The organism is Mycobacterium sp. IDUB_17, assembly GCF_055419465.1.
This window is the reverse complement of sequence record NZ_JBVAXS010000001.1, coordinates 899,948-921,815: the sequence shown is the minus strand read 5'-3', so window position 1 is coordinate 921,815 and position 21,868 is coordinate 899,948. Positions and strand designations below refer to the sequence as shown.

At 66.4% G+C, this 21,868-nt stretch carries 18 protein-coding genes and 1 pseudogene; 6 read left to right on the top strand and 13 right to left on the bottom strand.

What is annotated here, in order from left to right:
- The 6 genes and pseudogenes from ACZYZ7_RS04475 to lspA form a co-directional block, all read right to left on the bottom strand.
- Positions 1 to 648, bottom strand: a complete 648-nt coding sequence (locus ACZYZ7_RS04475; RefSeq protein ID WP_463740296.1) for a TetR/AcrR family transcriptional regulator — start codon at positions 646 to 648, stop codon at positions 1 to 3.
- Between the two features lie 72 nt (positions 649 to 720).
- The gene (locus ACZYZ7_RS04470) at positions 721 to 1,896 is read right to left on the bottom strand and encodes an RNA polymerase sigma factor (protein WP_463740295.1); all 1,176 of its coding nucleotides are present in this window, start codon (positions 1,894 to 1,896) and stop codon (positions 721 to 723) included.
- Positions 1,897 to 1,925: 29 nt separating this feature from the next.
- Positions 1,926 to 2,303 carry a YciI family protein gene (locus ACZYZ7_RS04465; protein ID WP_450069183.1) on the bottom strand — a complete coding sequence of 126 codons (378 nt, stop codon included), beginning with the start codon at positions 2,301 to 2,303 and terminating at the stop codon, positions 1,926 to 1,928.
- Positions 2,304 to 2,334: 31 nt separating this feature from the next.
- Positions 2,335 to 3,234 carry an EamA family transporter RarD gene (gene rarD, locus ACZYZ7_RS04460; RefSeq protein ID WP_450069182.1) on the bottom strand — a complete coding sequence of 300 codons (900 nt, stop codon included), beginning with the start codon at positions 3,232 to 3,234 and terminating at the stop codon, positions 2,335 to 2,337.
- Positions 3,235 to 3,284: 50 nt separating this feature from the next.
- Positions 3,285 to 4,208, bottom strand: coding sequence for an RluA family pseudouridine synthase (locus ACZYZ7_RS04455; protein ID WP_077739357.1), 924 nt, complete (start codon positions 4,206 to 4,208; stop codon positions 3,285 to 3,287).
- Positions 4,209 to 4,372: 164 nt separating this feature from the next.
- Positions 4,373 to 4,984: pseudogene (gene lspA / locus ACZYZ7_RS04450) on the bottom strand (signal peptidase II); the annotation flags it as partial.
- A gap of 45 nt (positions 4,985 to 5,029) precedes the next feature.
- On the opposite strand from lspA, the gene ACZYZ7_RS04445 reads away from it, so the two are divergent.
- Both ACZYZ7_RS04445 and ACZYZ7_RS04440 read left to right on the top strand, forming a co-directional pair.
- Complete coding sequence (locus tag ACZYZ7_RS04445) at positions 5,030 to 5,998, top strand: asparaginase (RefSeq protein WP_463740547.1); 969 nt, start codon at positions 5,030 to 5,032, stop codon at positions 5,996 to 5,998.
- Between the two features lie 22 nt (positions 5,999 to 6,020).
- On the top strand, positions 6,021 to 6,485 hold the full coding sequence (locus ACZYZ7_RS04440; protein WP_463740294.1) for a hypothetical protein: 465 nt from the start codon (positions 6,021 to 6,023) through the stop codon (positions 6,483 to 6,485).
- On the opposite strand, the gene ACZYZ7_RS04435 is transcribed toward ACZYZ7_RS04440, so the two are convergent.
- Positions 6,467 to 7,849: a DNA polymerase IV gene (locus ACZYZ7_RS04435; RefSeq protein ID WP_463740293.1), complete on the bottom strand. Its 1,383-nt coding sequence runs from the start codon at positions 7,847 to 7,849 to the stop codon at positions 6,467 to 6,469. The two genes, ACZYZ7_RS04440 and ACZYZ7_RS04435, sit on opposite strands and share 19 nt — an antisense overlap.
- Positions 7,850 to 7,881: 32 nt before the next feature.
- Between ACZYZ7_RS04435 and ACZYZ7_RS04430 the strand changes: the two genes are divergently transcribed.
- Positions 7,882 to 8,100: an RNA-binding S4 domain-containing protein gene (locus ACZYZ7_RS04430; RefSeq protein WP_135454401.1), complete on the top strand. Its 219-nt coding sequence runs from the start codon at positions 7,882 to 7,884 to the stop codon at positions 8,098 to 8,100.
- Positions 8,101 to 8,125: 25 nt separating this feature from the next.
- Here ACZYZ7_RS04430 and ileS read toward each other — a convergent pair whose 3' ends face one another.
- Together ileS and ACZYZ7_RS04420 are read right to left on the bottom strand one after the other, a co-directional pair.
- A complete protein-coding gene (gene ileS, locus ACZYZ7_RS04425; RefSeq protein WP_463740292.1) occupies positions 8,126 to 11,281 on the bottom strand; it encodes an isoleucine--tRNA ligase in 3,156 nt (1,051 codons plus the stop codon).
- Between the two features lie 313 nt (positions 11,282 to 11,594).
- Positions 11,595 to 12,161 (bottom strand): hypothetical protein, encoded by a 567-nt coding sequence (locus ACZYZ7_RS04420; RefSeq protein ID WP_463740291.1) that lies wholly within the window; start codon positions 12,159 to 12,161, stop codon positions 11,595 to 11,597.
- Positions 12,162 to 12,296: 135 nt separating this feature from the next.
- Between ACZYZ7_RS04420 and ACZYZ7_RS04415 the strand changes: the two genes are divergently transcribed.
- From ACZYZ7_RS04415 to ACZYZ7_RS04405, 3 genes are all read left to right on the top strand, one after another.
- Positions 12,297 to 12,665, top strand: coding sequence for an XRE family transcriptional regulator (locus ACZYZ7_RS04415; RefSeq protein WP_463740290.1), 369 nt, complete (start codon positions 12,297 to 12,299; stop codon positions 12,663 to 12,665).
- A gap of 47 nt (positions 12,666 to 12,712) precedes the next feature.
- Entirely contained in the window at positions 12,713 to 13,447 is a 735-nt protein-coding gene (locus ACZYZ7_RS04410) for a hypothetical protein (RefSeq protein ID WP_463740289.1), read from the top strand.
- Between the two features lie 74 nt (positions 13,448 to 13,521).
- Entirely contained in the window at positions 13,522 to 16,593 is a 3,072-nt protein-coding gene (locus tag ACZYZ7_RS04405) for an MMPL/RND family transporter (protein ID WP_463740288.1), read from the top strand.
- A gap of 27 nt (positions 16,594 to 16,620) precedes the next feature.
- Here the strand turns inward: ACZYZ7_RS04405 and ACZYZ7_RS04400 are convergent, their stop codons facing one another.
- The 4 genes from ACZYZ7_RS04400 to ACZYZ7_RS04385 all read right to left on the bottom strand — a co-directional run bounded on the left by ACZYZ7_RS04400 (position 16,621) and on the right by ACZYZ7_RS04385 (position 21,851).
- Positions 16,621 to 17,811: a PE-PPE domain-containing protein gene (locus ACZYZ7_RS04400; RefSeq protein ID WP_463740287.1), complete on the bottom strand. Its 1,191-nt coding sequence runs from the start codon at positions 17,809 to 17,811 to the stop codon at positions 16,621 to 16,623.
- A 128-nt stretch (positions 17,812 to 17,939) separates the two neighbouring features.
- Entirely contained in the window at positions 17,940 to 18,644 is a 705-nt protein-coding gene (locus ACZYZ7_RS04395; protein ID WP_463740286.1) for a GAP family protein, read from the bottom strand.
- A 30-nt stretch (positions 18,645 to 18,674) separates the two neighbouring features.
- Positions 18,675 to 20,399 carry an AMP-binding protein gene (locus ACZYZ7_RS04390; RefSeq protein ID WP_463740285.1) on the bottom strand — a complete coding sequence of 575 codons (1,725 nt, stop codon included), beginning with the start codon at positions 20,397 to 20,399 and terminating at the stop codon, positions 18,675 to 18,677.
- A 36-nt stretch (positions 20,400 to 20,435) separates the two neighbouring features.
- The gene (locus tag ACZYZ7_RS04385) at positions 20,436 to 21,851 is read right to left on the bottom strand and encodes a condensation domain-containing protein (RefSeq protein WP_135454385.1); all 1,416 of its coding nucleotides are present in this window, start codon (positions 21,849 to 21,851) and stop codon (positions 20,436 to 20,438) included.
- Positions 21,852 to 21,868 lie beyond the last annotated feature (17 nt).

The following is a 21,868-nucleotide window of genomic DNA, read 5'->3' as shown; positions in this document are numbered from 1 at the left end:
TCAGAGATCACGATCGGCGGAAGATAGCAACCCGTTACCAATCACCAAATGCAGTTGCTTAGCAATCGCAACGACATCGACGGGCCGGCGCTGCCACCCGCTGTAGGCACCCACTCCCCACAACATCGCATACAACAGTTCGACCAGACTCGCCTGCTCGGTGTGCGGCGGCAGCTCGCGCCGGTCGACCGCTTCGGTGATCAGTTCGCCGAGGAATCCGTGGGTGGCCGCGACGGTAACGGCGGGTAGATCTGGATGGCGGTACGACTCCAGCCGGGCGTTGACCAGAAACCCCACCACCGCACCGTCCCGATGCCACACCGCCACCACGGCATCGATGTACGCCCGCAGCCGATCCAGTGTTCCATCATGCTGTTTCGCGATGTGAATGCACGACGTGACAACCTCGTGCGCCTGCGCCAGCAGCGCCTGGTAGAGAGCCTCGCGACTGGCGAAATAGTAGTTCAGCGTCGGCCGGCTCAAGCCGCTGCGCTTGGCGATCTCCTGGAAGGTCGTCGCCGCATAACCGCGTTCGTTGATGACTTCGTAAGCCACTTGCATGATGCGCCCGCGGGTTTGCGCGGCATCGGCACCGACCGGGCGGCCCGGCCCTCGACGGCCGCCAAGAGATCTGCCACGCGGAGTCATCGAGCAAACCCTATGGCATTGCCATTACGGGGTCAAAAGGTCACTCCGCAAATGCGGCCCTTCAGTACGGAATCACCGGAGACTCCGGACGCACTCGTTCAGGTAGGCCCGCAACGCGTCGTCGGTGGTCAATTCGATGGCGCGGCAGTATGCCGCCGCGGCCTCATCGATCCGTCCGGCCTCGGCGAGCAGATGGCCGCGGGTGACCCACATCGGCTGAAACTCCTCAGCCACCGGGTCCGTGATCGCGTCGAGGGCATGCAATCCCGTGTCGGCACCGTCGATTTCGCCGTCCAATGCCGCCAGGGCCACCGCGGCGCCCAGTGACGGCCCCACCCGGATCAGTGCCCGATACAACTTCCGCAGTGCGCGCCGGTCGACGTCGGCGGCGCAGTGCGCCGATTGAATTGCCGCCTCGTATTGAAACCGGCCCGGCCGCTCGAAACTGTGGGCCCGGGCGAGCAACCGTTCCCCCCGCGCGTACAGCTCGTGGTCCCACCGGCCGCGGTCCTGGTCGTCCAGCGCAACGAAGTTGCCGTGCCGGTCGAGGCGCGCCGGACGCCGGGCCTCACACAGGCAGATCAGTGCCGCCAGGCCCAGTACTTCGGGCTCCTCGGGCAGCAACTCGACGAGCACCGTGACCAGATGCAGGGCCTCCGACGACAGCGATTCGACGGCCGACCGCTGCGGCACCGACAACCAGTCGATCGAATATGCGCCGTAGACCGCTTCGAGTACCTCAGGCAGTCGTGCGGCAAGGTCGGTGCGCTCGGGCAGCGTGAACGGGATTCCCGTATCCCGAATGCGTTTCTTCGCCCGCACCAGCCGCTGCGACATGGTCGCCGGGGCGATGGCGAAAGCCGCGGCGATGGCGGCTGCGTCCACGCCCAGCACCGTCTGCAACATCAACGGGGTACGGATGTCGGACGCGATGGCCGGGTGTGCGCACACAAGCATGAGCTCGAGCCGACGGTCGGGAATCGCCGCCGGCTCAGTCTCGTCGTCGGCGATGTCGTGGTCCTCGGTCCACGGCCCGGTCAACCGGTGAGCCGGCGATTTCCACATGTCCCGCAGCCGATTACGCGCGACTGTCAGCAACCACGCTTCAGGGTTGCCCGGCACGCCGTCGGCGGGCCAGCGCTGTAGCGCGCGCTCAACGGCGTCGGCCAACGCATCCTCGGCGGCAGCGATGTCGCGGCATTGCGCGGCCAGCAGCGCAAGCAGCCGGCCGTAGTACTGGCCGACCACTTGCGTGAGCCGCTCCCTGGCCTGCGTACTCAGGGCGTGTACCAGCCCCGGCCCCGGCCGTAGGTCACCGCGACGGGCCTGATCTCGATCGAACCCCAAGCCGCGGCGGGGCATTTCGCCGCCCAGGCCAATGCCGCGTCGAGGTCGGTCACCTCGATGACGAACACCCCACCCAACCGCTCCCTGGTGTCAGCGAAGGGTCCGTCCTGGATCTCGGCGGCGCCGGTGCGCGCGGTGTAGGTCGTCGTGGCCGACGCCGATTGGAGCACTTGCGTGCCGACGAGCACACCGGCGGCATCCAGGTCGTCGGCATATCGGGCGAACGCGGCCCGGGCCGGCTCCATGTCCTCCTCGGTCAGGCCCGCCTCCGGTCCCTCCTGGTAGTGCATGAGTAGGCAGTACTGCACGGTGTCCTCCTGGGTTCTCGATTCCAGCCTGTCACCGTGATGACGATTCAGGTTCCACCTGATCGACAATGTCGGCCGTCGAATCGGCCGGTTTCCTCCGCAGTGCACTGAACGTCATGATCACCAGCGCCACCCAGATCAGGGCGAAACCGACCCACCGGCCGGGTGGCATCGGCTCATGGCCGACGAAAACACCCCAGGCCATCTGCAGGCCGGGGTTGAGATAGAAGAGCAGGCCCAGCGTCACCATCGGAAGCCGCTGCGCGGCCGCGGCGAACAGCAGCAACGGCACGGCGGTCACCGGGCCGGCGAGCAACAACAGCACCGCGTGCCAGGGACCGTGGTTGAGGAAGTTCCCCCTGCCCAGTACCTCCAGCGTGATCACGTAGCCGGCGGCGAGCGGAAGGGCCAGCAACGTTTCCACGGCCACGCTCACCCGTGGGTCGGCCTGCACGACTTTCTTGACGAGGCCGTACACCCCGAAGGACAGCGCGAGGATGACCGCGATGTAGGGCGGTGCGCCCAGTTCGACGGTCAAAATCGCCACCGCGATGAGGGCCAGGCCCAACGCGACCGCCTGCCATCGGTTGATCCGTTCGCGGAACACCAGCACACCCAGCAGCACGCTCACCAATGGATTGATGAAATACCCCAGCGCTGCGTCCACGACGTGACCGGTGGTGACGGCATAGATGTACGTCCCCCAGTTGATGGCGATGAGGACGGAGGCCGCCAGCAGTTGCAGCCAGGTACGCAGCGTCAATCGCCGAAGATCACCGAGTCGCCGGGCCGCCGCCAGCACCAGCAGCAGGAACAGTGCGCTCCACACGATGCGGTGCGCCAACACCTCCGGCGCTCCCGCGGGCAGCAACAACAGGAAGAAACCGGGGCACAATCCCCACCAGATGTAGGCACCTGCGCCGTACAGCACGCCGGAGCGCCCTGCACCGACTTGCTGCGGAGGTGCCTGCACACCCACGGCTAGTGGCGGCGCAGGACGTCGAGGGCGGCCTGCAGGTCGGCCGGGTACGGGCTGGTGATCTCGACGCGCCGGCCGTCAGCCGGATGCGCGAAGGCCAGGGACCGGGCATGCAACCACTGACGTTCCAGCCCAAGCTTTTTCGCCAACGTGGGGTCGGCGCCGTAAGTCATGTCGCCGCAACAGGGGTGATGCAGCGCGGCGAAGTGCACACGAATCTGATGGGTCCGGCCGGTCTCCAGCTCGATGTCGAGCAGGCTGGCGGCCTGGAACGCCTCGACGGTGTCGTAGTGGGTGATGCTGTGCCGGCCACCCTCGACGACCGCGAACTTCCAGTCGTGACCGCGGTGCCGCCCGATCGGCGCGTCGATGGTCCCACTCGACGGATCCGGGTGCCCCTGCACCAGCGCGTGATAACGCTTGTCCACGGTGCGCTGCTTGAACGCCCGCTTGAGCACCGTGTATGCCCGCTCGGACAGCGCCACCACCATGACGCCGGAGGTGCCGACATCGAGTCGGTGCACGATGCCCTGGCGTTCGTGGATCCCCGAGGTGCTGATCCGGAATCCGGCGGCGGCCAAGCCGCCCAACACGGTCGGGCCGTGCCAGCCGACCGTGGCGTGCGCGGCCACTCCCGGCGGCTTGTCCACCGCCACGATGTCATCGTCGGCGTAGAGGATGTCCATGCCCTCGATGTCGACCGGAGTGTTCTCGACGGGGGCGGGCGCTTCCGGCAGCCGGACCTCCAGCCAGGCCCCGGCGACGAGCTTGTCGGACTTCGCGGCCGGGGCGCCGTCGATGTCGACGCCGCCGTCCTCGGCCATGGCCGCCACTGCCGTACGCGACAGCCCGAGCAGCCGGGCCAGCCCGGCGTCGACTCGCATCCCTGCCAGGCCCTCGGGCACCGGCATCGACCGCGTGGTCACTATGACGTCTCGGCCTGGCGACCGACCGGACTCGACCCGTCGGGGTCGGTCACCGGCTCGGCGTCACCGGTCTTCTCGGCCTCAAGGTCCTTCGCGTCCTTCGCGTCCTTCGCGTCCTTCGCTTGAGCGTCGTCGGCGGGTTCCGGTTCGGCGTCCTCCGGTGCGGGATCGTCCTGACGCCGGCCGACCTCGGCAGTCTCGTCGTCCGACTGGCGCCGGCCGACGGTATCGAAGTCGAAGCCGAACAACGACAACGCCACCAACAGAATGGCGCCGCCCACCACCGCCGGGTCAGCCACATTGAACACCGGCCACCAGCCGACCGAGAAGAAATCCACCACGTGGCCGCGCAGCGGTCCGGGCGCGCGGAAGAAACGGTCGATCAGGTTTCCGGTCGCACCGCCCAGGATCATGCCCAGGCCGATCGCCCACCACGGGGAGACCAGCCGGCGACCCATCCAGACGATGCCGATCACCACGCCGGTGGCGATGAGCGTCAGCACCCAGGTGTACCCGGTTGCCATCGAGAACGCCGCTCCGGAGTTGCGGACCAGGGTCCAGGTCACGGTGTCACCGATGATCGATACCGGCTGGCCGGGTGTCAGCAGGCGCACCGCGAGCACCTTGGTCACCACGTCGATGAACAGCACCACGGCAGCGACGGTGAGCAGCAGGCGCAGCCGCCGCCGAGGCGGCGCAGCGGTTACGGAGGACGATTTCGCGTCCCCGATTGCGTCGGTCACCGGCTCGGCCGGGCCTGACGTTTCATCAGTCACTCTCCTATCATCCCAAACAGTCGATGCGGGACAATCTGCACCGTGATGGAGCCCGTGAACCTGCCCGAGCACCCGCCCAGGCGCATCGTCGTCATCACCACCGGGGGCACCATCTCGACCAGCACCGACGCGACCGGAATCAGACGCCCGACACGCACCGGGGCTGAGCTGACGGCCGGGATGGCCGTGGCGGCGCAGGTCGACATCGTCGACGCGATGGCGACCGACAGCGCTCTGCTGACACCCGCCGACTGGGACCGGATTGCAGACGCGGTCAGCGTCGCCGCGGCCCACGCCGACGGCGTCGTCATCACGCATGGAACCGACACCATGGAGGAGACCGCCCTGTGGCTCGACCTCATCTACGGCGGAAACGTCCCCGTGGTGCTCACCGGGTCGCAACGCAGCGCAGATGATCCCGACAGTGACGGACCGGGCAACCTGCGTGACGCGATCACCGTGGCGGCCGGCCCGCAGGCCCGGGATCTCGGCGTGGCGGTCAGCTTCGCCGGCACGGTGTGGCAACCGCTGGGCCTGCGCAAGCATCATACCCACGAGTTGGACGCGTTCACCGGAACCCCGCTCGGAACGGTCACCGACTCCGGATGTGCGATCACCACCGCGAAAACGCGTGCTTTTCTCGGTGAACTGGCCGCGGCGTCAGCGCCCCGGGTCGACATCGTCGCCGCCTACCCGGGAGCGGATGCGGCAGCCCTCGACGCCTGCGTCGCCGCCGGAGCGCGGGGCATCGTGGTCGAGGCGGTGGGTTCGGGCAACGCGGGGGCCGCGTTGATCGACGGGGTCCGCAGGCACTGCCTCGACGGGGTGGTGATCGCGATATCGACCCGGGTTCCCGACGGCCCGGTCGCCGCGCAGTACGGCCCCGGACGGCAACTCGTCGATGCCGGCGCAGTGGTGTTGCCCCGGCTGCGCCCACCCCAGGCCCGGGTCCTGTTGATGGCCGCGTTGGCCGCCGCCCGACCGGTTGTCGAGGTCATCGAATCCTGGGGTTGACGCCGCGTGTTCAATAGAGAACGTGCGTTTCCACATTTCGGCGGCGGCTGCCGTCGGCCTACTGGCGCTCAGCCCGCTTCCGGTGGCACCGGCCCTGCCTTCGCCGCCCGGCGTCGAGGAAATCGACAGCTACCCCGTCGCGGACGGGCACTACAGCTCGCCCACCGACTTTTACGGCGTGTTCTTCCGGACCCCCGACGGTCGTCATTGCGGGATCGGCCCAAACGGCGGCCCGGTCGGTTGTGACGCCGTGCCGATGGACGCACCGGCAGGCAGCAACCAGATCCTCGTCAACAGCGGCGGACCCGCCTCCTACCGGCACTCCGACACCGCCTCGTTCACCCGGGACGTCGACGTGCTGCCCGAGGGCCACCGACTGGAGAACTGGGGCGCCAGTTGCGGAGTCGGCTATCAGGGCACGGTGACGTGCAAGACGTACGGGGAGCACGGCTTCATCCTGAGCAGCACCTACGGCGTGCTCTGGTAGTCGGCCAATCCGCTGAGATAGTCACCCCAGTCCAGGCTGGCGACCGGGTCGGCCCTGCGGAAACCCGGCGTGTCGTCGGGGAATGTCCTGGCCGGCCCAGGCCCGCTGGCCCGAGTCTCGAAGCGCACGGTCATCACCCCGTGTCCAGCGCCCTGAACCCAGCCGTGCCCATGGTCGGGGTGGACCACGTCGTCGCCGATGCGCCAACCGGTTTGGGTTACCTGGGCCGCCTCCGTGGCCTGGTGGTGGGAGTCTGAGATGTCGTCGAGCTGCTCCAGGTCCGGGAACAACGATTCCTGCCTGCTATCGGATAACCCCGAAAAGCCAACGCCGACAAGGCGAATCGGACCGATCTCAACGGGATCGAGCAGCAACCGGCGGGCAGTACCGATCAGGGTGGCCACCTCGGTGGTGGCGTAAGCGAGTGTGGCCGAACGAGTCAGCGTGCTCATGTCGGACTTCTTCAGCTTGACGGTCACGGTACGGGCGCCGCGGCCGTCCTTCTCCAGGCGCCGGTGCGCGTGTTCGCCGATCGGTCCGATCGCTTCCTGAAGCTGACGCAGTGTGGTGAGATCCTCGGGGAATGTCGACTCCGCGCTGATCTGCTTGGCCTCGGCCCGCTCGGCCACCGGACGATCGTCGATTCCGCGGGCCAGCCGATGCAGCGCAGTGCCCACCGCCGTGCCGAGCACGCTGGCGGCCTCGGCATCCGACAGCGCGGCCAACGCACCCACCGTCTCGATGCCCAGCCGGTGCAACTTCTCCTCGGCCACCGGGCCTATCCCCCACAACTTGCGCACCGGTAGGCCGTCGAGCAGCCGCGCCTCCTCGTCGCGGCGGACGACCCGGATTCCGTCGGGTTTGGCCAACCCCGAAGCGATCTTGGCGATCTGCTTTCCTGATCCGGCCCCCACGGACGCCACCAGCCCGGTCTGCTCGCGCACCTTGGCTCGCAACTGCTGGCAGAATTCCTCGACATCGGCCGCCGTGGCGCCGACCAGTTCAACAGGTTCGCCGAAGGCCTCGTCGAAGGACAACTGCTCGAGCACCGGGACGACGCTGCGCACGGTATCCAGCGCGCGCCGACTCGCCACGCCGTACACCGCACCGCGGGGCGGCAGCACGACCGCGGGTGCACCGACGAGCCGACGGGCCTGATGCATCGGCATGGCCGAGCGCGCGCCGTAGCGGCGCGCCTCATAGCTGGCCCCGGCCACCACGCCGCGGCCGCCCAGGCCGCCGACGAGCACGGGCCTGCCGCGCAGGGTGGGACGGGTCAGTTGCTCGACGGATGCGAAGAACGCATCCATGTCGAGGTGCAGAACCCAGCGTCCGCCCGCGCCCGTGACCTCGGCGCCGTTCATAGTTGTGATGCTATGGCGCTAGCCTGACCTGCATGACGCCGGATGACGTACCGATCAGGGACGAGTCGATTCGCCTGGGACAGTTCCTCAAGCTGGCCTCCCTGATCGACAGCGGCGCCGACGCCAAGGCCGTCATCGCCGACGGCCTGGTCAGCGTCAACGGCGAGGTCGAGCTCCGGCGCGGCCGCCAGCTACGCCCGGGCGACACCGTGTCACTCGGTGACCGCACGGCCCGGGTGACGGGCGCCTGATCCGCCGGTACCTGATCGGGGCGCATCACGCCTTTGCGATCGCGACCCGCACCCCGTCCCCGATCTCGGCACCGTCGGCGACGGCACCGAACTCGAAACTGGTGGCCAGGATTTCACCGGCGATGAGATCTCGATGCGCGCGGGCCCACGGCTCATACTGAGCCGGAACCGAGATCTGCACCGAGATGCGGTCGGACACCTCAAGGCCGGTCGACTTGCGCAGTTCCTGCAGTTCGCGGATGCGGTCCTTGGCCCAGCCCTCGGCCTCCAGTTCCTCGGTAACCGTGCCGTCGAGCACCACCAGGCCTGCGCCGTCGGGCAGGGCCGTGGTCCACTCCGGGTCGGCGGCAACCAGTTTGGCGGTGTACTCCTCCGGCTGCAGCACCACCGGACCGGCGGTCAGGGTGCCGTCGGGATTGACCACACCCTCCCCCGCCTTCACGGCCTTGATCGCGGCCTGCACGTCCTTGCCGATCCGGGGGCCGGCGACGCGGGCGTTGACGGCCAACTCGAACCGACCGTAGGTGTCGATGTCGTCGGTCAGCTCAACCTGCTTGACGTTGAGCTCATCGGCGATGAGATCGGCGAACGGCCCGAGGGCAGCCGGATTTTCCACTGCCACAGTCAGTTTCGGCAGCGGCAGGCGCACCCGCAGCTTCTTGGCCTTGCGCAGCGAGGACCCCACCGAGCACACCTCGCGCACCTGGTCCATCGCGGCCACCAGGTCGGCGTCCTTCGGCAGCACGTCGGCCTCGGGCCAGTCGGTCAGATGCACCGATCGCTCACCGGTCAGACCCTGCCAGATCACCTCGGTGGCCAGCGGCAGCAGCGGTGCCGCCAGTCGGCAGGTCACCTCCAGCACGGTGTGCAGGGTGTCGATGGCCTCGGCGTCCTCTTCCCAGAACCGCGAACGTGACCGGCGCACATACCAGTTCGTCAACGCCTCGGTGAACTGCCGAAGTTCGTCGCAGGCCCCGGAGATATCGCACGTGTCCAGCGAGATGGTCAGATCATCACGCAGTTGGGCCAGCTTGGCCAGGATGTAGCGGTCCAGCACGTTGCTCGAGTCGGTCCGCCAGGTGCCCTTCTTCGGCGCGTACAGCGCCAGGAAGCTGTAGGCGTTCCACAACGGCAGCAGCACCTGACGGACGCCCTCGCGGATGCCCTGCTCGGTGACGATCAGGTTGCCGCCCCGCAAGATCGGCGAGGCCATCAGGAACCAGCGCATGGCGTCGGACCCGTCGCGGTCGAACACCTCGCTGACATCCGGGTAGTTGCGCAACGACTTGCTCATCTTCTGACCGTCGTTGCCCAGCACGATCCCGTGCGCCACACAGGTTTTGAAGGCGGGCTTGTCGAACAGCGCGGTCGCCAGCACGTGCATGGTGTAGAACCAGCCGCGGGTCTGGCCGATGTACTCGACGATGAAATCACCGGGGAAGTGCGCATCCACCCCGTCCGTACCGGTTCCGTCGAACCACTCCTGGTTCTCGAACGGGTAGTGCACCTGCGCGTACGGCATCGACCCGGAGTCGAACCACACGTCGAACACGTCCTCGATGCGGCGCATCGTGGACTTGCCGGTCGGATCGTCCGGGTTGGGCCGGGTCAGCTCGTCGATGAACGGCCGGTGCAGATCGGTCGGCCGGACACCGAAATCGCGCTCCAGCTCGTCGAGGCTGCCGTACACATCGATCCGCGGATAGGCCGGATCGTCGGACTTCCATACCGGAATCGGGCTGCCCCAGTACCGATTTCGCGATACCGACCAGTCGCGTGCATTGGACAGCCACTTACCGAACTGCCCGTCCTTGACGTGCTCGGGATACCAGGTGATCTGCTGGTTGAGCTCGACCATCCGGTCCCGGAAATCGGTGACCTTGATGAACCACGACGACACCGCGCGGTAGATCAACGGGTTACGGCACCGCCAGCAGTGCGGGTAGGAGTGCTCATAGGTCTCGTGGCGCAGCAGCACCGCGCCGTTGGCCGCCGCAGGCCCGTCGCTGTTCTTGAGGTCGCGGATGATCTGCGAATTGGCGTCGAAGACGTGCTGACCCGCGTAATCGGGCACCGATGCGTCGAATCGGCCCTTCGAGTCCACCGGGGTGACCGCGACGATGTCGGCGGTGTCCGCGGTGGCCTTGTCGTCCTCGCCGTAGGCGGGGGCCATGTGCACGATGCCCGTGCCGTCCTCGGTGCTGACGAAGTCAGCGGCCAGCACCTGGAACGAGTTGGGTGCATCCATGAAGTAGGTGAAGGGCGGCAGGTACCGCGTCCCGAGCAGATCCCGCCCGGTGTAGCTGCCGAGAACTTCGGGTTCTTCCCCGAGCTCGCGCGCGTACGCGGCAAGCCGCGCCTGAGCCAGGACGTAGCGCCGCCCGTCGGGGCCCTGCACCAGCACGTAGTCGATGTCGGGGTTGACCGCGACGGCCTGGTTGGACGGCAACGTCCACGGCGTCGTCGTCCAGATCAACAGGTGCGCGCCCCTGAGCGGGCCGTCGGTCACGGTGAAGCCCACCGTCACCGCCGGATCCTGGCGGCTCTGGTAGACATCGTCATCCATCCGCAGCTCGTGGTTGGACAACGGGGTCTCGTCGTTCCAGCAGTACGGCAGCACCCGGTTGCCCTCGTAGGCCAGGCCCTTGTCCCACAGCTGCTTGAAGGCCCAGATCACCGACTCCATGAAGGTCGGATCCAGGGTCTTGTAGTCATTGTCGAAGTCCACCCAGCGCGCCTGACGGGTGACGTAGGCACGCCATTCGTCGCTGTACTTCAGCACGGAGGCACGACAGGCCGCGTTGAACTTCTCGATGCCCATCTCTTCGATCTGGGCCTTGTCCGCGATGCCGAGTTGACGCTGCACCTCGAGCTCGGCGGGCAGCCCGTGGGTATCCCAACCGAACCGGCGTTCCACCTTGTAGCCACGCATGGTGCGGTAGCGCGGCACGATGTCCTTGACGTAGCCGGTGAGCAGGTGGCCGTAGTGCGGCAGACCGTTGGCGAACGGGGGCCCGTCGTAGAAGACGTATTCCTCGGCATCCGCACGGCGCGCGATGCTGGCCCGGAAGGTGTCGTCGGCGGCCCAGTAGTCGAGCACCTCAAGTTCCCGTTCCGGGAAGTTGGGTGCGGCCGGCTTGGGGTACCCGGCCGACGTTGAAGACTCCGATTGGGCAGTCACTGGCGCGTCTCCTGTGCCTATGACGCGGCCGGGCCGCGTCCGGGGCTCCCCACTTGGGGAGCCTGTGTGTCCAGGCACGGGGACGACGTCGCACGGGTGCGCAAGCGCCGCGGTACCACCCCGCTTGCGCGCTGCACTGCAGCGCGCCGCTCAACTTTCGGGCGATCACGGGCCCACCCGTCCGGTTCTACTGGGCTACGCCGAATCCGAACACTCGATCCGCAGCTGTTCTTCCGAAGGCTCCCCGGTGATGGCCGGATCAGCGCCGATCCGCCCAGTCTAATGAGCCCCGCAAATCAATCGGAAATCAGATCTAACCCGAGGTGACCTCGATCAGTGCCAGCGGAAACTGCTCGGCCAACTCATGGACCGTGCACTGGTCGAACCTGCGGCTGTCGAACCGCCAGAGCAGCCGCATGGTGATCTCGGTGTCGCACTGGACGTGCAGCGCCAACGGGTGTTCGAACTGCCCCGCCCGCGGCCCCTCTCCGTACGCGAAGCTCATGTCCGCCCCCGTGCGCTCGCCGATGTCGACGCCCGGACGTGCGGCTGCGAGCAATTCGGCCCCCGACAGCCCCCTCTGGGAGACACATGGCACTCCGACGCGGCGATATCCCGCGCGCTCGGGACCGCTCACGACATCGACGGCCAGTAGTCCGTCCCCGATCGCGCGGGCGACTGTCCGGCCCAGCGCGGCCAGCAGCAATTCCTCGGCGGTGCAGCCCATCGCGGTCCGGGCTCCGTGCAGCTCGGCGGACAATACGTCGTCCAACGAACTGGACACCGTTGCCAGGTCTGAGGCAACCGGTGGCCCGACCGTGCCATAGTCAGCGATCCACGAGCCGGTGCCGGCCGCGTCGGGCAGGACGGAAACAGACATATCTGTAACGTTAGCTAGATAGTCCCAAAAATGGGAGAGCTGTGCCAAAAGTCTGACATTGTTGTCAATAACGTCATTGCTGGCATCGCCGTGGTTCGCTGCGACCAACTGCGGGTTCGGGTCTATTGTGTTCTGATGCCGCGAACCGACGAGAACGGCAGGCAGCTCAAGGCCCTGCTCGACTATCTGCTGGACGGCGAGGTCGACGCCAAGGCCGTGTACAGCGCGCTGGGTGTCTCCAGCAGCACGTACTACCGGCGCGTGAAAGAGGCCGACTATCCCAACGCTGAGGAACTGCGTCAGGTAGCCGACCGCTTCCACCTCAACTATCCCGACCTGCAGATCCGGTTCGGGCTGATGAGTCGCCAGGAAGTGTGGCACTACATGGAGTCGTCGCCGGTGACCGTGGCGCCCGTGGAAACCGCCACCCGTGTCCGCCCGGCCGTCCACCGGCCCACGAAACTGTCCCACCTGACGCCACGCGCCGACGCACCTCCCCTGTAGGCCGCCGGCACGTCAGCTGTCCGCAACACCGTCCGAGGCAAACTGTTATGTCCGTCGCCACACTCATCGCGATCACACTGGCTTGCATCCTGTGGAGCCTGTGGATCAGGCGAGTCACCTGGTCATGCCGATGGGAAGTGGCCGCCACCCTGAACATCGCGCTGCAGGGGGTGGCGGTGCTGCTGATGTCGCCGTGGGCGTCCGAGACCATCGGACCGGTGCTGCATGAGCTGACCGGCAAGTGGAACGTCGAGGACTACATCGGCCATGACGCCTACATCGTGGCGGCGTCGGCCATCGTCTACAACTCCCTGGGCCGTCTCCAGGACGACAACGCCATGCAGCGCTCCTTCAAGCAATACGTCGAGCGCCCGGCCACCATCTGCATCCCGGTGCTGCTGGCCACCTTCTCGATGGGCAACGGTGCCGCGGTGTACCGGGCCGATTTCTTCCAGGTGCCGACGGATTTCTGGCTGAGCGTCTACTGGATCCTGCTCTGCGGCACCTTGCTCTACCTGCTGGGTTACGGGGCCCGCGCCATGCTGATCCTGCGCAAGGACCCGCGGTCGCGGCGGATCGCGAACATCTACCTGTTCGCCTCGGTCAGCGGAATGCTCGCCTGCGCGACCCGGATCGTCACGTCGCTGGTGCCGGCGCTGCAACCCATCGAGAACGGCCGCCTGGTATGGATTTTCGCCTGCGGATGCGGCGCGATCTTCGCACTCGCCTCCGCGCATTCCTGGCGGATCAAGACCCGGTGGCTGTCTCCGAGCAATCGGTGAGGTCGAGGCGCACATCAATTCACTGCCACCACGGCGCCGACGGGTGCCCACCCGCTCGCCCGTAGGATCGTAAAGTGCCGCCGCCCACAGAATCTACGAGCACCGCCGAACACTCCTCGCTGTTCGTCCGGCTCGGCTCGTTGATAGTGCGCTGGCCCTGGCTCATCATCGGAATCTGGTTGGCCGTCGCGGCCGCGCTGCCGCTCACGTTCCCGTCGTTGACGCTGATGGTGCAGCAACGCCCGGTCGCGATCCTGCCGTCGCACGCGCCGGTTACTCTCGCGACCCGCGAAATGACCGAGGCGTTTCACGAATCCGGCTCGGAGAACGTCCTACTCGTCGTCCTGACGAACGACAAGGGGCTGGGTCCGGCCGATGAGGCGACTTACCGCACCCTCGTCGACAACCTGCGCAAGAACGACAAAGACGTCGTGATGCTGCAGGACTTCATCAGTGCCCCTCCCCTGCGCGAGGTCATGTCCAGCAAAGACGGCAAGGCCTGGATCCTGCCGGTCGGCATCGCTGGGAACGTCGGTTCACCGCAGTCATATGCGTCCTATACCCGCGTCGCCGATATCGTCAAAGACAGCGTGCATGACGTCTCGCTCACCGCGAGCCTCACCGGACCCGCCGCCACCGTCGCCGATCTCACCGACATCGGCGAACGCGACACGACCGCCATCGAGATCGCCACGATCGGCATGGTGCTGGTGATCCTGCTGATCATCTACCGAAATCCGGTCACGATGCTGCTGCCGTTGCTGACCATCGGGGCATCGCTGGTCACCGCACAGTCGGTGATCGCCGGCCTGGCCTCACTCGGCATGGGGATCTCCAACCAGACCGTCGTGTTCCTGACCGCCATGATGGCCGGAGCCGGGACCGACTACGCGGTCTTCCTGATCAGCCGATATCACGACTATCTGCGTGAGGGGCTGGAATCCGATCGCGCGGTCGTAGAGGCGCTCGGCTCGATCGGCAAGGTCATCGCGGCGTCCGCCGCCACGGTGGCCGTCACCTTCCTCGGGATGACCTTCGCTCAGCTGGGTGTGTTCTCCACGGTGGGCACCGCACTGGCAGTCGCCATCGGCATCGCATTGCTGGCCGCGTTGACGCTGTTGCCTGCCGTGATGGTGTTGGTCGGCCGTCGCGGCTGGATAGCCCCGCGCCGTGATCTCACCACCCGGATCTGGCGGCGATCCGGGATCCGCATCGTGCGCCGGCCGTGGTCTCACCTGGCCGCCAGCCTGGTTGTCCTTGCGGCGCTGGCCAGTTGCGCGACCCTGGTCCAATACAACTACGACGACCGCAAAGCACTGCCGGCGCACGCCGAGAGTTCGATGGGGTATGCGGCGCTGGAGGATCACTTCCCGATCAGCTCGGCCATCCCGCAGTATCTGATCATCCAGTCTCCGAACGAACTGCGCACGCCCCAGGCGCTGGCCGACCTGGAGCAGATGGCCCAACGGGTGAGCCAGCTTCCCGGAATCGCGGTCGTACGCGGAATCACCCGGCCGACCGGAGAATCCCTGCAGCAGGCACGGCTGAGCTATCAGGCCGGTGAGGTCGGAACCAAGCTCAACGACGCGTCCACACAGATCAACGGGCGCGCAAGCGATCTCAACCGGCTCACCGACGGCGCCGATTCCCTGGCCACCAGTCTCCTCGATGTACGCACGCAGGTCACCCGCGGCGTGGCCGGAGCACGTGGCTTGGTCGATGCCCTGGCGACGATGCAACAGCAAGTCGGCGGCAATACGACACTTCAGCAGATCGACAGCGCGGCAAAGCTTGTCAGCAGTATGCGGGCACTCGGCGACTCGCTCGGTTCGAACTTCTCCGATCTGACCAACGGAATGCCGTGGATCGATCCGGTCCTGCGCGGACTGGACACCAGCCCGGTCTGCCTCACCGACCCGGCCTGTCTCGAGGCCCGCGGATCATTGCGACGGCTCGCCGCCGCACGCACTGACGGAACCTTCGATCAGATCGCTGCCCTGGCGCGGGATCTGCGAGCCACTGATCCCGTGCAGACCCTCGATGACACGGTCAAGAAGCTCAGCGCCACCGTCGAGACCGCGAGCAAAGCCATGCAATCCATGGGACTGGCCAATCCGGCCCAGGCGCGATCACAGCTGGGCACGCTGCAGAACGGCGCGGATACCCTCGCCGACGCCAGCCGGCAGATCGCAGACGGAGTGTCCCAACTGGTCACCGAGACCAAACGAATGGGATCGGGGCTCGACGAGGCATCGGCTTTCCTGCTCAACATGAAGACCGACGCGGCCAGCCCGCCGATGTCCGGGTTCTACGTGCCCGCCCAGATTCTCACCCAGGACGAATTCCGTAAGGCCGCAGCGACATTCATCTCCCCCGACGGCCATACCGCGCGCTACCTGATCCAGACCGACATCAATCCGTTCGGCACCGAGGCGATGAACCTGGTCAATGCGATCAGTGACACCGCGCGCGGCGCCCTGCCGAACACCGCTCTCGACGGATCCTCGGTATCGATCGCCGGATATCCGGCGATGCTGCGCGATACCCGCGACTTCTACAACCACGACATCCGGCTGATCATCGCGGTCACGATCGCGGTCGTGCTGCTGATCCTGGTTGTCCTGCTGCGGGCCTTTGTAGCTCCGCTCTATCTGATCGCCTCGGTGGTGATCTCGTATCTGTCGGCCTTGGGCATCGGTGTCGTGATGTTCCAGTATGTGCTCGGCCAACAGTTGCATTGGAGCGTGCCCGCACTGACCTTCATCGTGCTGGTCGCCGTTGGCGCCGATTACAACCTGCTGTTGATATCTCGAATACGCGATGAATCACCGCATGGTGTGCGGTCGGGTGTCATTCGCACAGTCGGGTCCACCGGCGGTGTGATCACCGCGGCCGGTCTGATCTTCGCGGCATCGATGTTCGGGTTGTTGTTCGCCAGCATCAGCACGGTCGTGCAAGCCGGATTCGTGGTGGGTGTGGGGATTCTGTTGGACACATTCCTGGTGCGCACCTTGACCGTTCCCGCGATCGCCACCCTGATCGGGTCGGCGAACTGGTGGCCGTCGGATTTCGTGACAGGTCAGCTCAACCGGCTCAGAAGCCGGCTGAGGGTGGCCGCCAAGCGAGGAACCCAGCCCGGCAGCTGAGCCCCCGGGCGGCAAAGGCGAAGTGGTCTAGCCGATCCCCGGGAACAGGTTCTTCACCTGCTGAGCCGCGTTGTCCATATTGGCCTGGTCGGTCGGGCTGAGTTTGACGTCCTTCACGGCCTTGTCGATGTTGGCCTGATCGGTGGGGCTCAGCTTGACGCCCTGCACGGCCTTGTCGATGTTCTCCTGGTCGGTCCGGCTCAGCTTGATCGTGGGCTGCGACGCGGGGGCCGGCTGTGGCGGCAGTTCCGACAGGCCGGTGCCGGCCTGCCGCAACCAGTCCTCGACGTTGGCCCGGGCCACCGGATCCATACCGGTTGCCGGGGCACCCGGATAGTCGTTACGTGAGTAGCCGGCATCCACCATGGGCCGCACCACACCGTCGAGCTGATCGACCAGCTCGTTGGGAACACCCAGGTCGCGAAGCGGTCGGGTCAACGGCAAGAGCTTGGTGGGCAGGAACATCGCCGTCTGCGTCGCACCACGGGAGTTGACCGTGACGAAGACGTTCTGCGGCGGCACGTCCCCGGGCGCGCTGTACGAGGTCTCGGTGTGCAGGTACTCAAGGGCGACAAGCGAATTCGCCAGGGCCAGGAAGTTGTCCGGCCGGTCTGGGAAGTCGGCGATGAAATCGTATTCGCCCACCACCAAGGTGGTGTCGTACTGACTCTCCACCGGACCGCGCACCGTGTAGTCGATCAGCGGAACGTACGTTCCCGGCGTCAGCGACGACAGCACCGAATGGCTGAACGGCGTCACCGACTGCGGGGGGCCGAACAGCGTGAAGGACACGCCTTCCGGGGCACGCGCACCGGGATCCTGCGAGAGGCGCGCCAGCGCCTCGCTGAGCACCAGCGCGCCCTCGGAGTTGCCGACCACCACGGTCTGCCCGGGGGTGCCCGCCAGCGCGGTCTTCAGGTTGCGGGCACCGATGTCCACCGAATCGCCCACGCTGTCGGTCGAGATGTCGTTGCCGGGCCACAACTGGTCCGGCAACCGGCCGTACACCATCCCGGCGGGGTACTCGACGATGTGCCGGTTCGCATTCGGGTAAAAGCCGCGGCCCACCCTGTTGGTGATCTGGTCCCACGGGATGCCGGGCCCGCGGGCGCCGCCGAAGATCAGCGCGGACTCGGCCGACGCCGTCCCGGCGCCGAACACCGTTCCTGCGGCGACAAGACCGACGGCGAAGGATCCGGCCAGCAGGCCCTGCGGCACGCGTCGAACGGCATCTCGTGACCGGCTCCGACCACGGACTGCTTCGCGACGCCGACGTCCTCCGTTGACTCCAGGCATCCTGCCGTCTCCCTTCTGAGCACCACCCGTCGGCGGTGTCATGCTGTCGCTCATATCCCAAGCAGGCCGATCGTGATGAACAAAGCCCCTGCCGCAGTAAGAATCATCGCCACGTCGCGCCGCGTGCACGAACGGATCCAGGTATGCACGCGGGTCATCCACACCAGCGTACGTTGTGGGGCGATCAGGTAACTCAGGAGTGGGATCTCCACGAGTGCAAAGGCCACCAGGTTGAAAGCGATCACCGCACCAACCTGTGTGCCGGGTGCGACACCGGACGCGTGTATGACCGCCAGTGCCGCCAGGTAGTCGACCGAAGGCAACGCGATACCCAGCCCGCTGACACCGGCGACCCACAGCGAATTACCTTGCATCACTGCCCGTATCCGGTCTCGCAGACCGACTCGCGGCGCCGCGAGTGCCACCTGGCCGGAGCCGGACTCCTCAGGCGCCGCCTCTGTCGGTTGCGCCCGCCGCGCCCCCACATTCGCCGCCACCAACGCCGCGGCGATCAGGGCGAGGATGCCGATCCCGATCTGCATCCTCGGCACGGTGAGCGTGCCTGCGGCCAGCGGTGCGGCGTCGAGGACAAGCAACGCCGTCCCGCCGACCACCAGGCCCATGAGGAACCCGCCGCACAGGAACGCCAGCAATTGATGCACCGGCCGGGGCCGGTTCAGCATCAGCACGGTCAGCCCGATCCGCACCGGTTCGAGGCTGACCGCGATGGCCATCAGCAAAAGGGTTGCCCACATAGTGGTTTCAGCGCTTCGGTTCAGCCCCGATCAGGCGTCCAACCTCGCAAACTCCTGTCGGCGGTACAGCTCTGCACTCGCCTGACGACGGACCTTGCCGCTGGTGGTGATCGGGAGCGAGCCGGGGGCGACCAGTGCCAGGTCGGCGGGGTTGAGTCCATGGGCCGTCGAGATGGCGGAGATCACTTCGCGTTTCATCAACGTGAGACGCTCGGCCAGGGCCTCCGGGCTTTCGTCGGAACGCTTCTTGACCTCGATGACGGCGACCAGCTTCTCTTCCTCGTCGTGGTTCACCGCAATCGCAGCGACGCGCCCACGGGAGATCGCCGACACCGTGGCCTCGATGTCGTCCGGGTAGTGGTTGCGCCCGCGGACGATCAGGAGATCCTTGACCCGGCCGATGATGAACAACTCTCCTTCGGAGATGAAGCCCAGATCGCCGGTACGCAGCCAGGTTCCGTCGGGTACGCCGTCGACCGTCGCGCCGAACGTCTCCTGCGTCTCGTCGGGCCGGTTCCAGTACCCGGCCGCGACGTTCTCGCCCTGTGCCCAGATCTCACCGATCATCCCGGCGGGCACCTCGATACGGGTTTCCGGATCGACGATCCGTACCTCCGGGCTCTGCGGGGTCCCGTAGCTGATCAGCGCGGTTCCACTGGCACACCGCTCGGCGTGCCCGGCCGCCAGTTTCTCGGGCTCGAAATGAGCCACCACCGGCGGCTTCCCCGGCTCGCGCGTCGCGACGTACAGCGTGGCCTCGGCCAGACCATAGGACGGGCGAATCACCTTGCCCTGCAGATTGAATGCCGCGAACCGCTTGGTGAAGCGTTCGACGGTCGCCTGGTGGACGCGCTCGGCCCCGCTGATGATGCTCAGCACGTTGCCCAGATCGCAACCCGCCATATCGTCATCGGTGGTCTTGGCCGAGGCCAGGTCGAAGGCGAAGTTGGGTCCGGCGGTCAAGCCGGTGGGGACGCTGCCGAGCTGCTGCATCCAGCGTGCCGGCCGGGCCAGGAACGCCAGCGGGCTCATCATCACGGTGCGCCAGCCACCCAGAATCGGCGCAACGATGCCGGCCATCATGCCCATGTCGTGGTACAGCGGCAGCCACGTCACGACCGTTGTGTCTGACGGCGGCACCCGGTTGTAGTCCGGGTAGAAACTGGCCATCATCTGCTCGAAGTTGGCCGTCAGGTTGCGGTTCGACACCATCACGCCCGCGGGGATCCGCGTCGAGCCGGAGGTGTACTGGAGGTACGCGGTATCCGGAGCGGCCTCGCGCCTCAGGCGAACCGCCTTGCGGGCATCGAGGTCGAGCTTGTCGACCTCGAGCACGACGGGCGCCGGGCTGCCGTCCTGCGCCACCGCATACGGAGTCACAGTCTCGGAGATGGCGGACGTGGTGAGGATGACGGTGGGCGCCGCGTCACGGAGGACAGCGGTGACCCGCTCATCGTGATTGCCGACCATCGGCGTCGACAGCGGAACACAGACCACGCCGGCTTCCAGCGAAGCCAGGAAGGCGACGATGTAGTCCAGGCCCTGCGGTGCGAGGACCACGGCGCGGTCTCCCGATGCGGCGTGGGCCTGCAGCTCCCCCGCCAGATTTCGGATGCGCCGGTAGAGCTGGCCCCAGGTCAGGGTCTCCTCGACGCCATCCCAGTCACGTTCGTAATCGACGAAGGTGTAGGCGATATCGTTGGGCTGCATGCTCGCCCGTTCACGCAGCACGCCGTTGAGTGTTGACTCAGCCATCAAGTGTGCCTTCCTGTTCTGACTTCATTCCGCGACTCACTTGCGCGACCCTGCGCCGAGGTTCTCCAGCACCCGCGCACACGTCGATTTCAGCACCTTGACGTACCGACCGACCGATTCATGCGCTTCGGGGTTGTTCGGGTAGACCACAGAGACCGCCGTCCGGTCCTTCAGACGCACCAGGAACACGGTCATCTGGTACGAGTACACACCGTCGCTGAACATTCCGATCCGCATCGATTCCAGCTCGGTGGTGAGCAGGACCGACAATGGCGCCGCTCCGGCGTCCAGGAAGTTGATCACCTGGAAGTTCGGCCTCGGCCAATCCAATTCGGGTCTCAACTCGAGCACCCGGTAGAACGGGACATCCACGAGCTGATGTCCGGCGTCGAAGGATTTCTGTGCCGCAACGGCCGATTCGGCAAAGGACCTGCCCGCGATCGGAACGGTGATCGGCACCAGCCCGGTAAACCAGCCCATCGTCATGAGATCGGCGGTGGTCTTGCGGGTATCGCTCGGGGTCAGCCCGTAGTAGGTGTCCGCTCCGGTCAACTCATGCTCGGCCAGCCCCGTGCAGGCGAGCATGCCACCGATGAAGCGGGCCCCGGCAGCGACGCATGCCGACTCGAAATTGGCTGTCTGCTCCTCGTCCATGAGGGTCTCGACCCACATCTCCGCTCCACACGGCTCGAGCGGATCGCCTAGGGGCAGTGGGAAGTCCGGCAGGCTGCCGTTGTTGTTCGTCGCGAAGTCGGCCCATGCCTTGACTTCCGGCGAGTCCGCCGTCAACGAGCCGAGAAGTTCCTTCTGACGCATGCAGAAGGCGTCGTAGCTCCCCGCCTCCGGAAGTGCCAGCGGAGCGCCACCACCGACGAGGGTGGTGTACATCGCGTGGAACTCCATGAGCGTGACACCCGCGAACGTCGCATCCATGTGCAGGTGGTCGATGCTCACGTAGATCGTGAATCGATCCGGGTACTGAACGATGCCGTAGGTGAAGCAATCCCAGTGCAGCGGATCCGGTGTCGACAGCGTGAGCTGACGCAGCTCCTCCGACGTGAGATCGCCGTGCCGGGTGGGCACGAACTTGATGTCGGCCGGGTTCGTCATCTGGTGACGCACGATGTTGTGCACATCGTGGTACTCGAACCAGCTGCGGAACGTGTCATGCCGGCGCACATGGGCATTGACCACATATGTCATCGCCCTGATGTCGCATTGCCCTGGAATATCACATGTCACGATCACCAGACGGGAGTAGTCCAGGCCCTTGGCTCGCTGATCGACGAAGCCCCGCAGGTGCTGGGCCTGCATGTAGCTGACCGGCACGTCGCTGACAGGCGCTTCAGCGGCCTTGGCGCACGAACCGGGCGAAGCACGCCAGGACACAGCAGAACCGGGCGGAGCTTCCCACTCCTCGATCGAACCGATCGCAACGGAACCTAACAGCAACGTGACTCCTCTATAAA

Coding starts and splice junctions, on each gene's coding strand:
- ACZYZ7_RS04435 (WP_463740293.1), bottom strand. CDS start 7,849: ATGAACGGCGCCGAGGTCACGGGCGCGGGCGGACGCTGGGTTCTGCAC.
- ACZYZ7_RS04420 (WP_463740291.1), bottom strand. CDS start 12,161: ATGTCTGTTTCCGTCCTGCCCGACGCGGCCGGCACCGGCTCGTGGATC.
- ACZYZ7_RS04415 (WP_463740290.1), top strand. CDS start 12,297: ATGCCGCGAACCGACGAGAACGGCAGGCAGCTCAAGGCCCTGCTCGAC.
- ACZYZ7_RS04445 (WP_463740547.1), top strand. CDS start 5,030: ATGGAGCCCGTGAACCTGCCCGAGCACCCGCCCAGGCGCATCGTCGTC.
- ACZYZ7_RS04395 (WP_463740286.1), bottom strand. CDS start 18,644: ATGTGGGCAACCCTTTTGCTGATGGCCATCGCGGTCAGCCTCGAACCG.
- ACZYZ7_RS04410 (WP_463740289.1), top strand. CDS start 12,713: ATGTCCGTCGCCACACTCATCGCGATCACACTGGCTTGCATCCTGTGG.
- ACZYZ7_RS04430 (WP_135454401.1), top strand. CDS start 7,882: ATGACGCCGGATGACGTACCGATCAGGGACGAGTCGATTCGCCTGGGA.
- ACZYZ7_RS04475 (WP_463740296.1), bottom strand. CDS start 648: ATGACTCCGCGTGGCAGATCTCTTGGCGGCCGTCGAGGGCCGGGCCGC.
- ACZYZ7_RS04390 (WP_463740285.1), bottom strand. CDS start 20,399: ATGGCTGAGTCAACACTCAACGGCGTGCTGCGTGAACGGGCGAGCATG.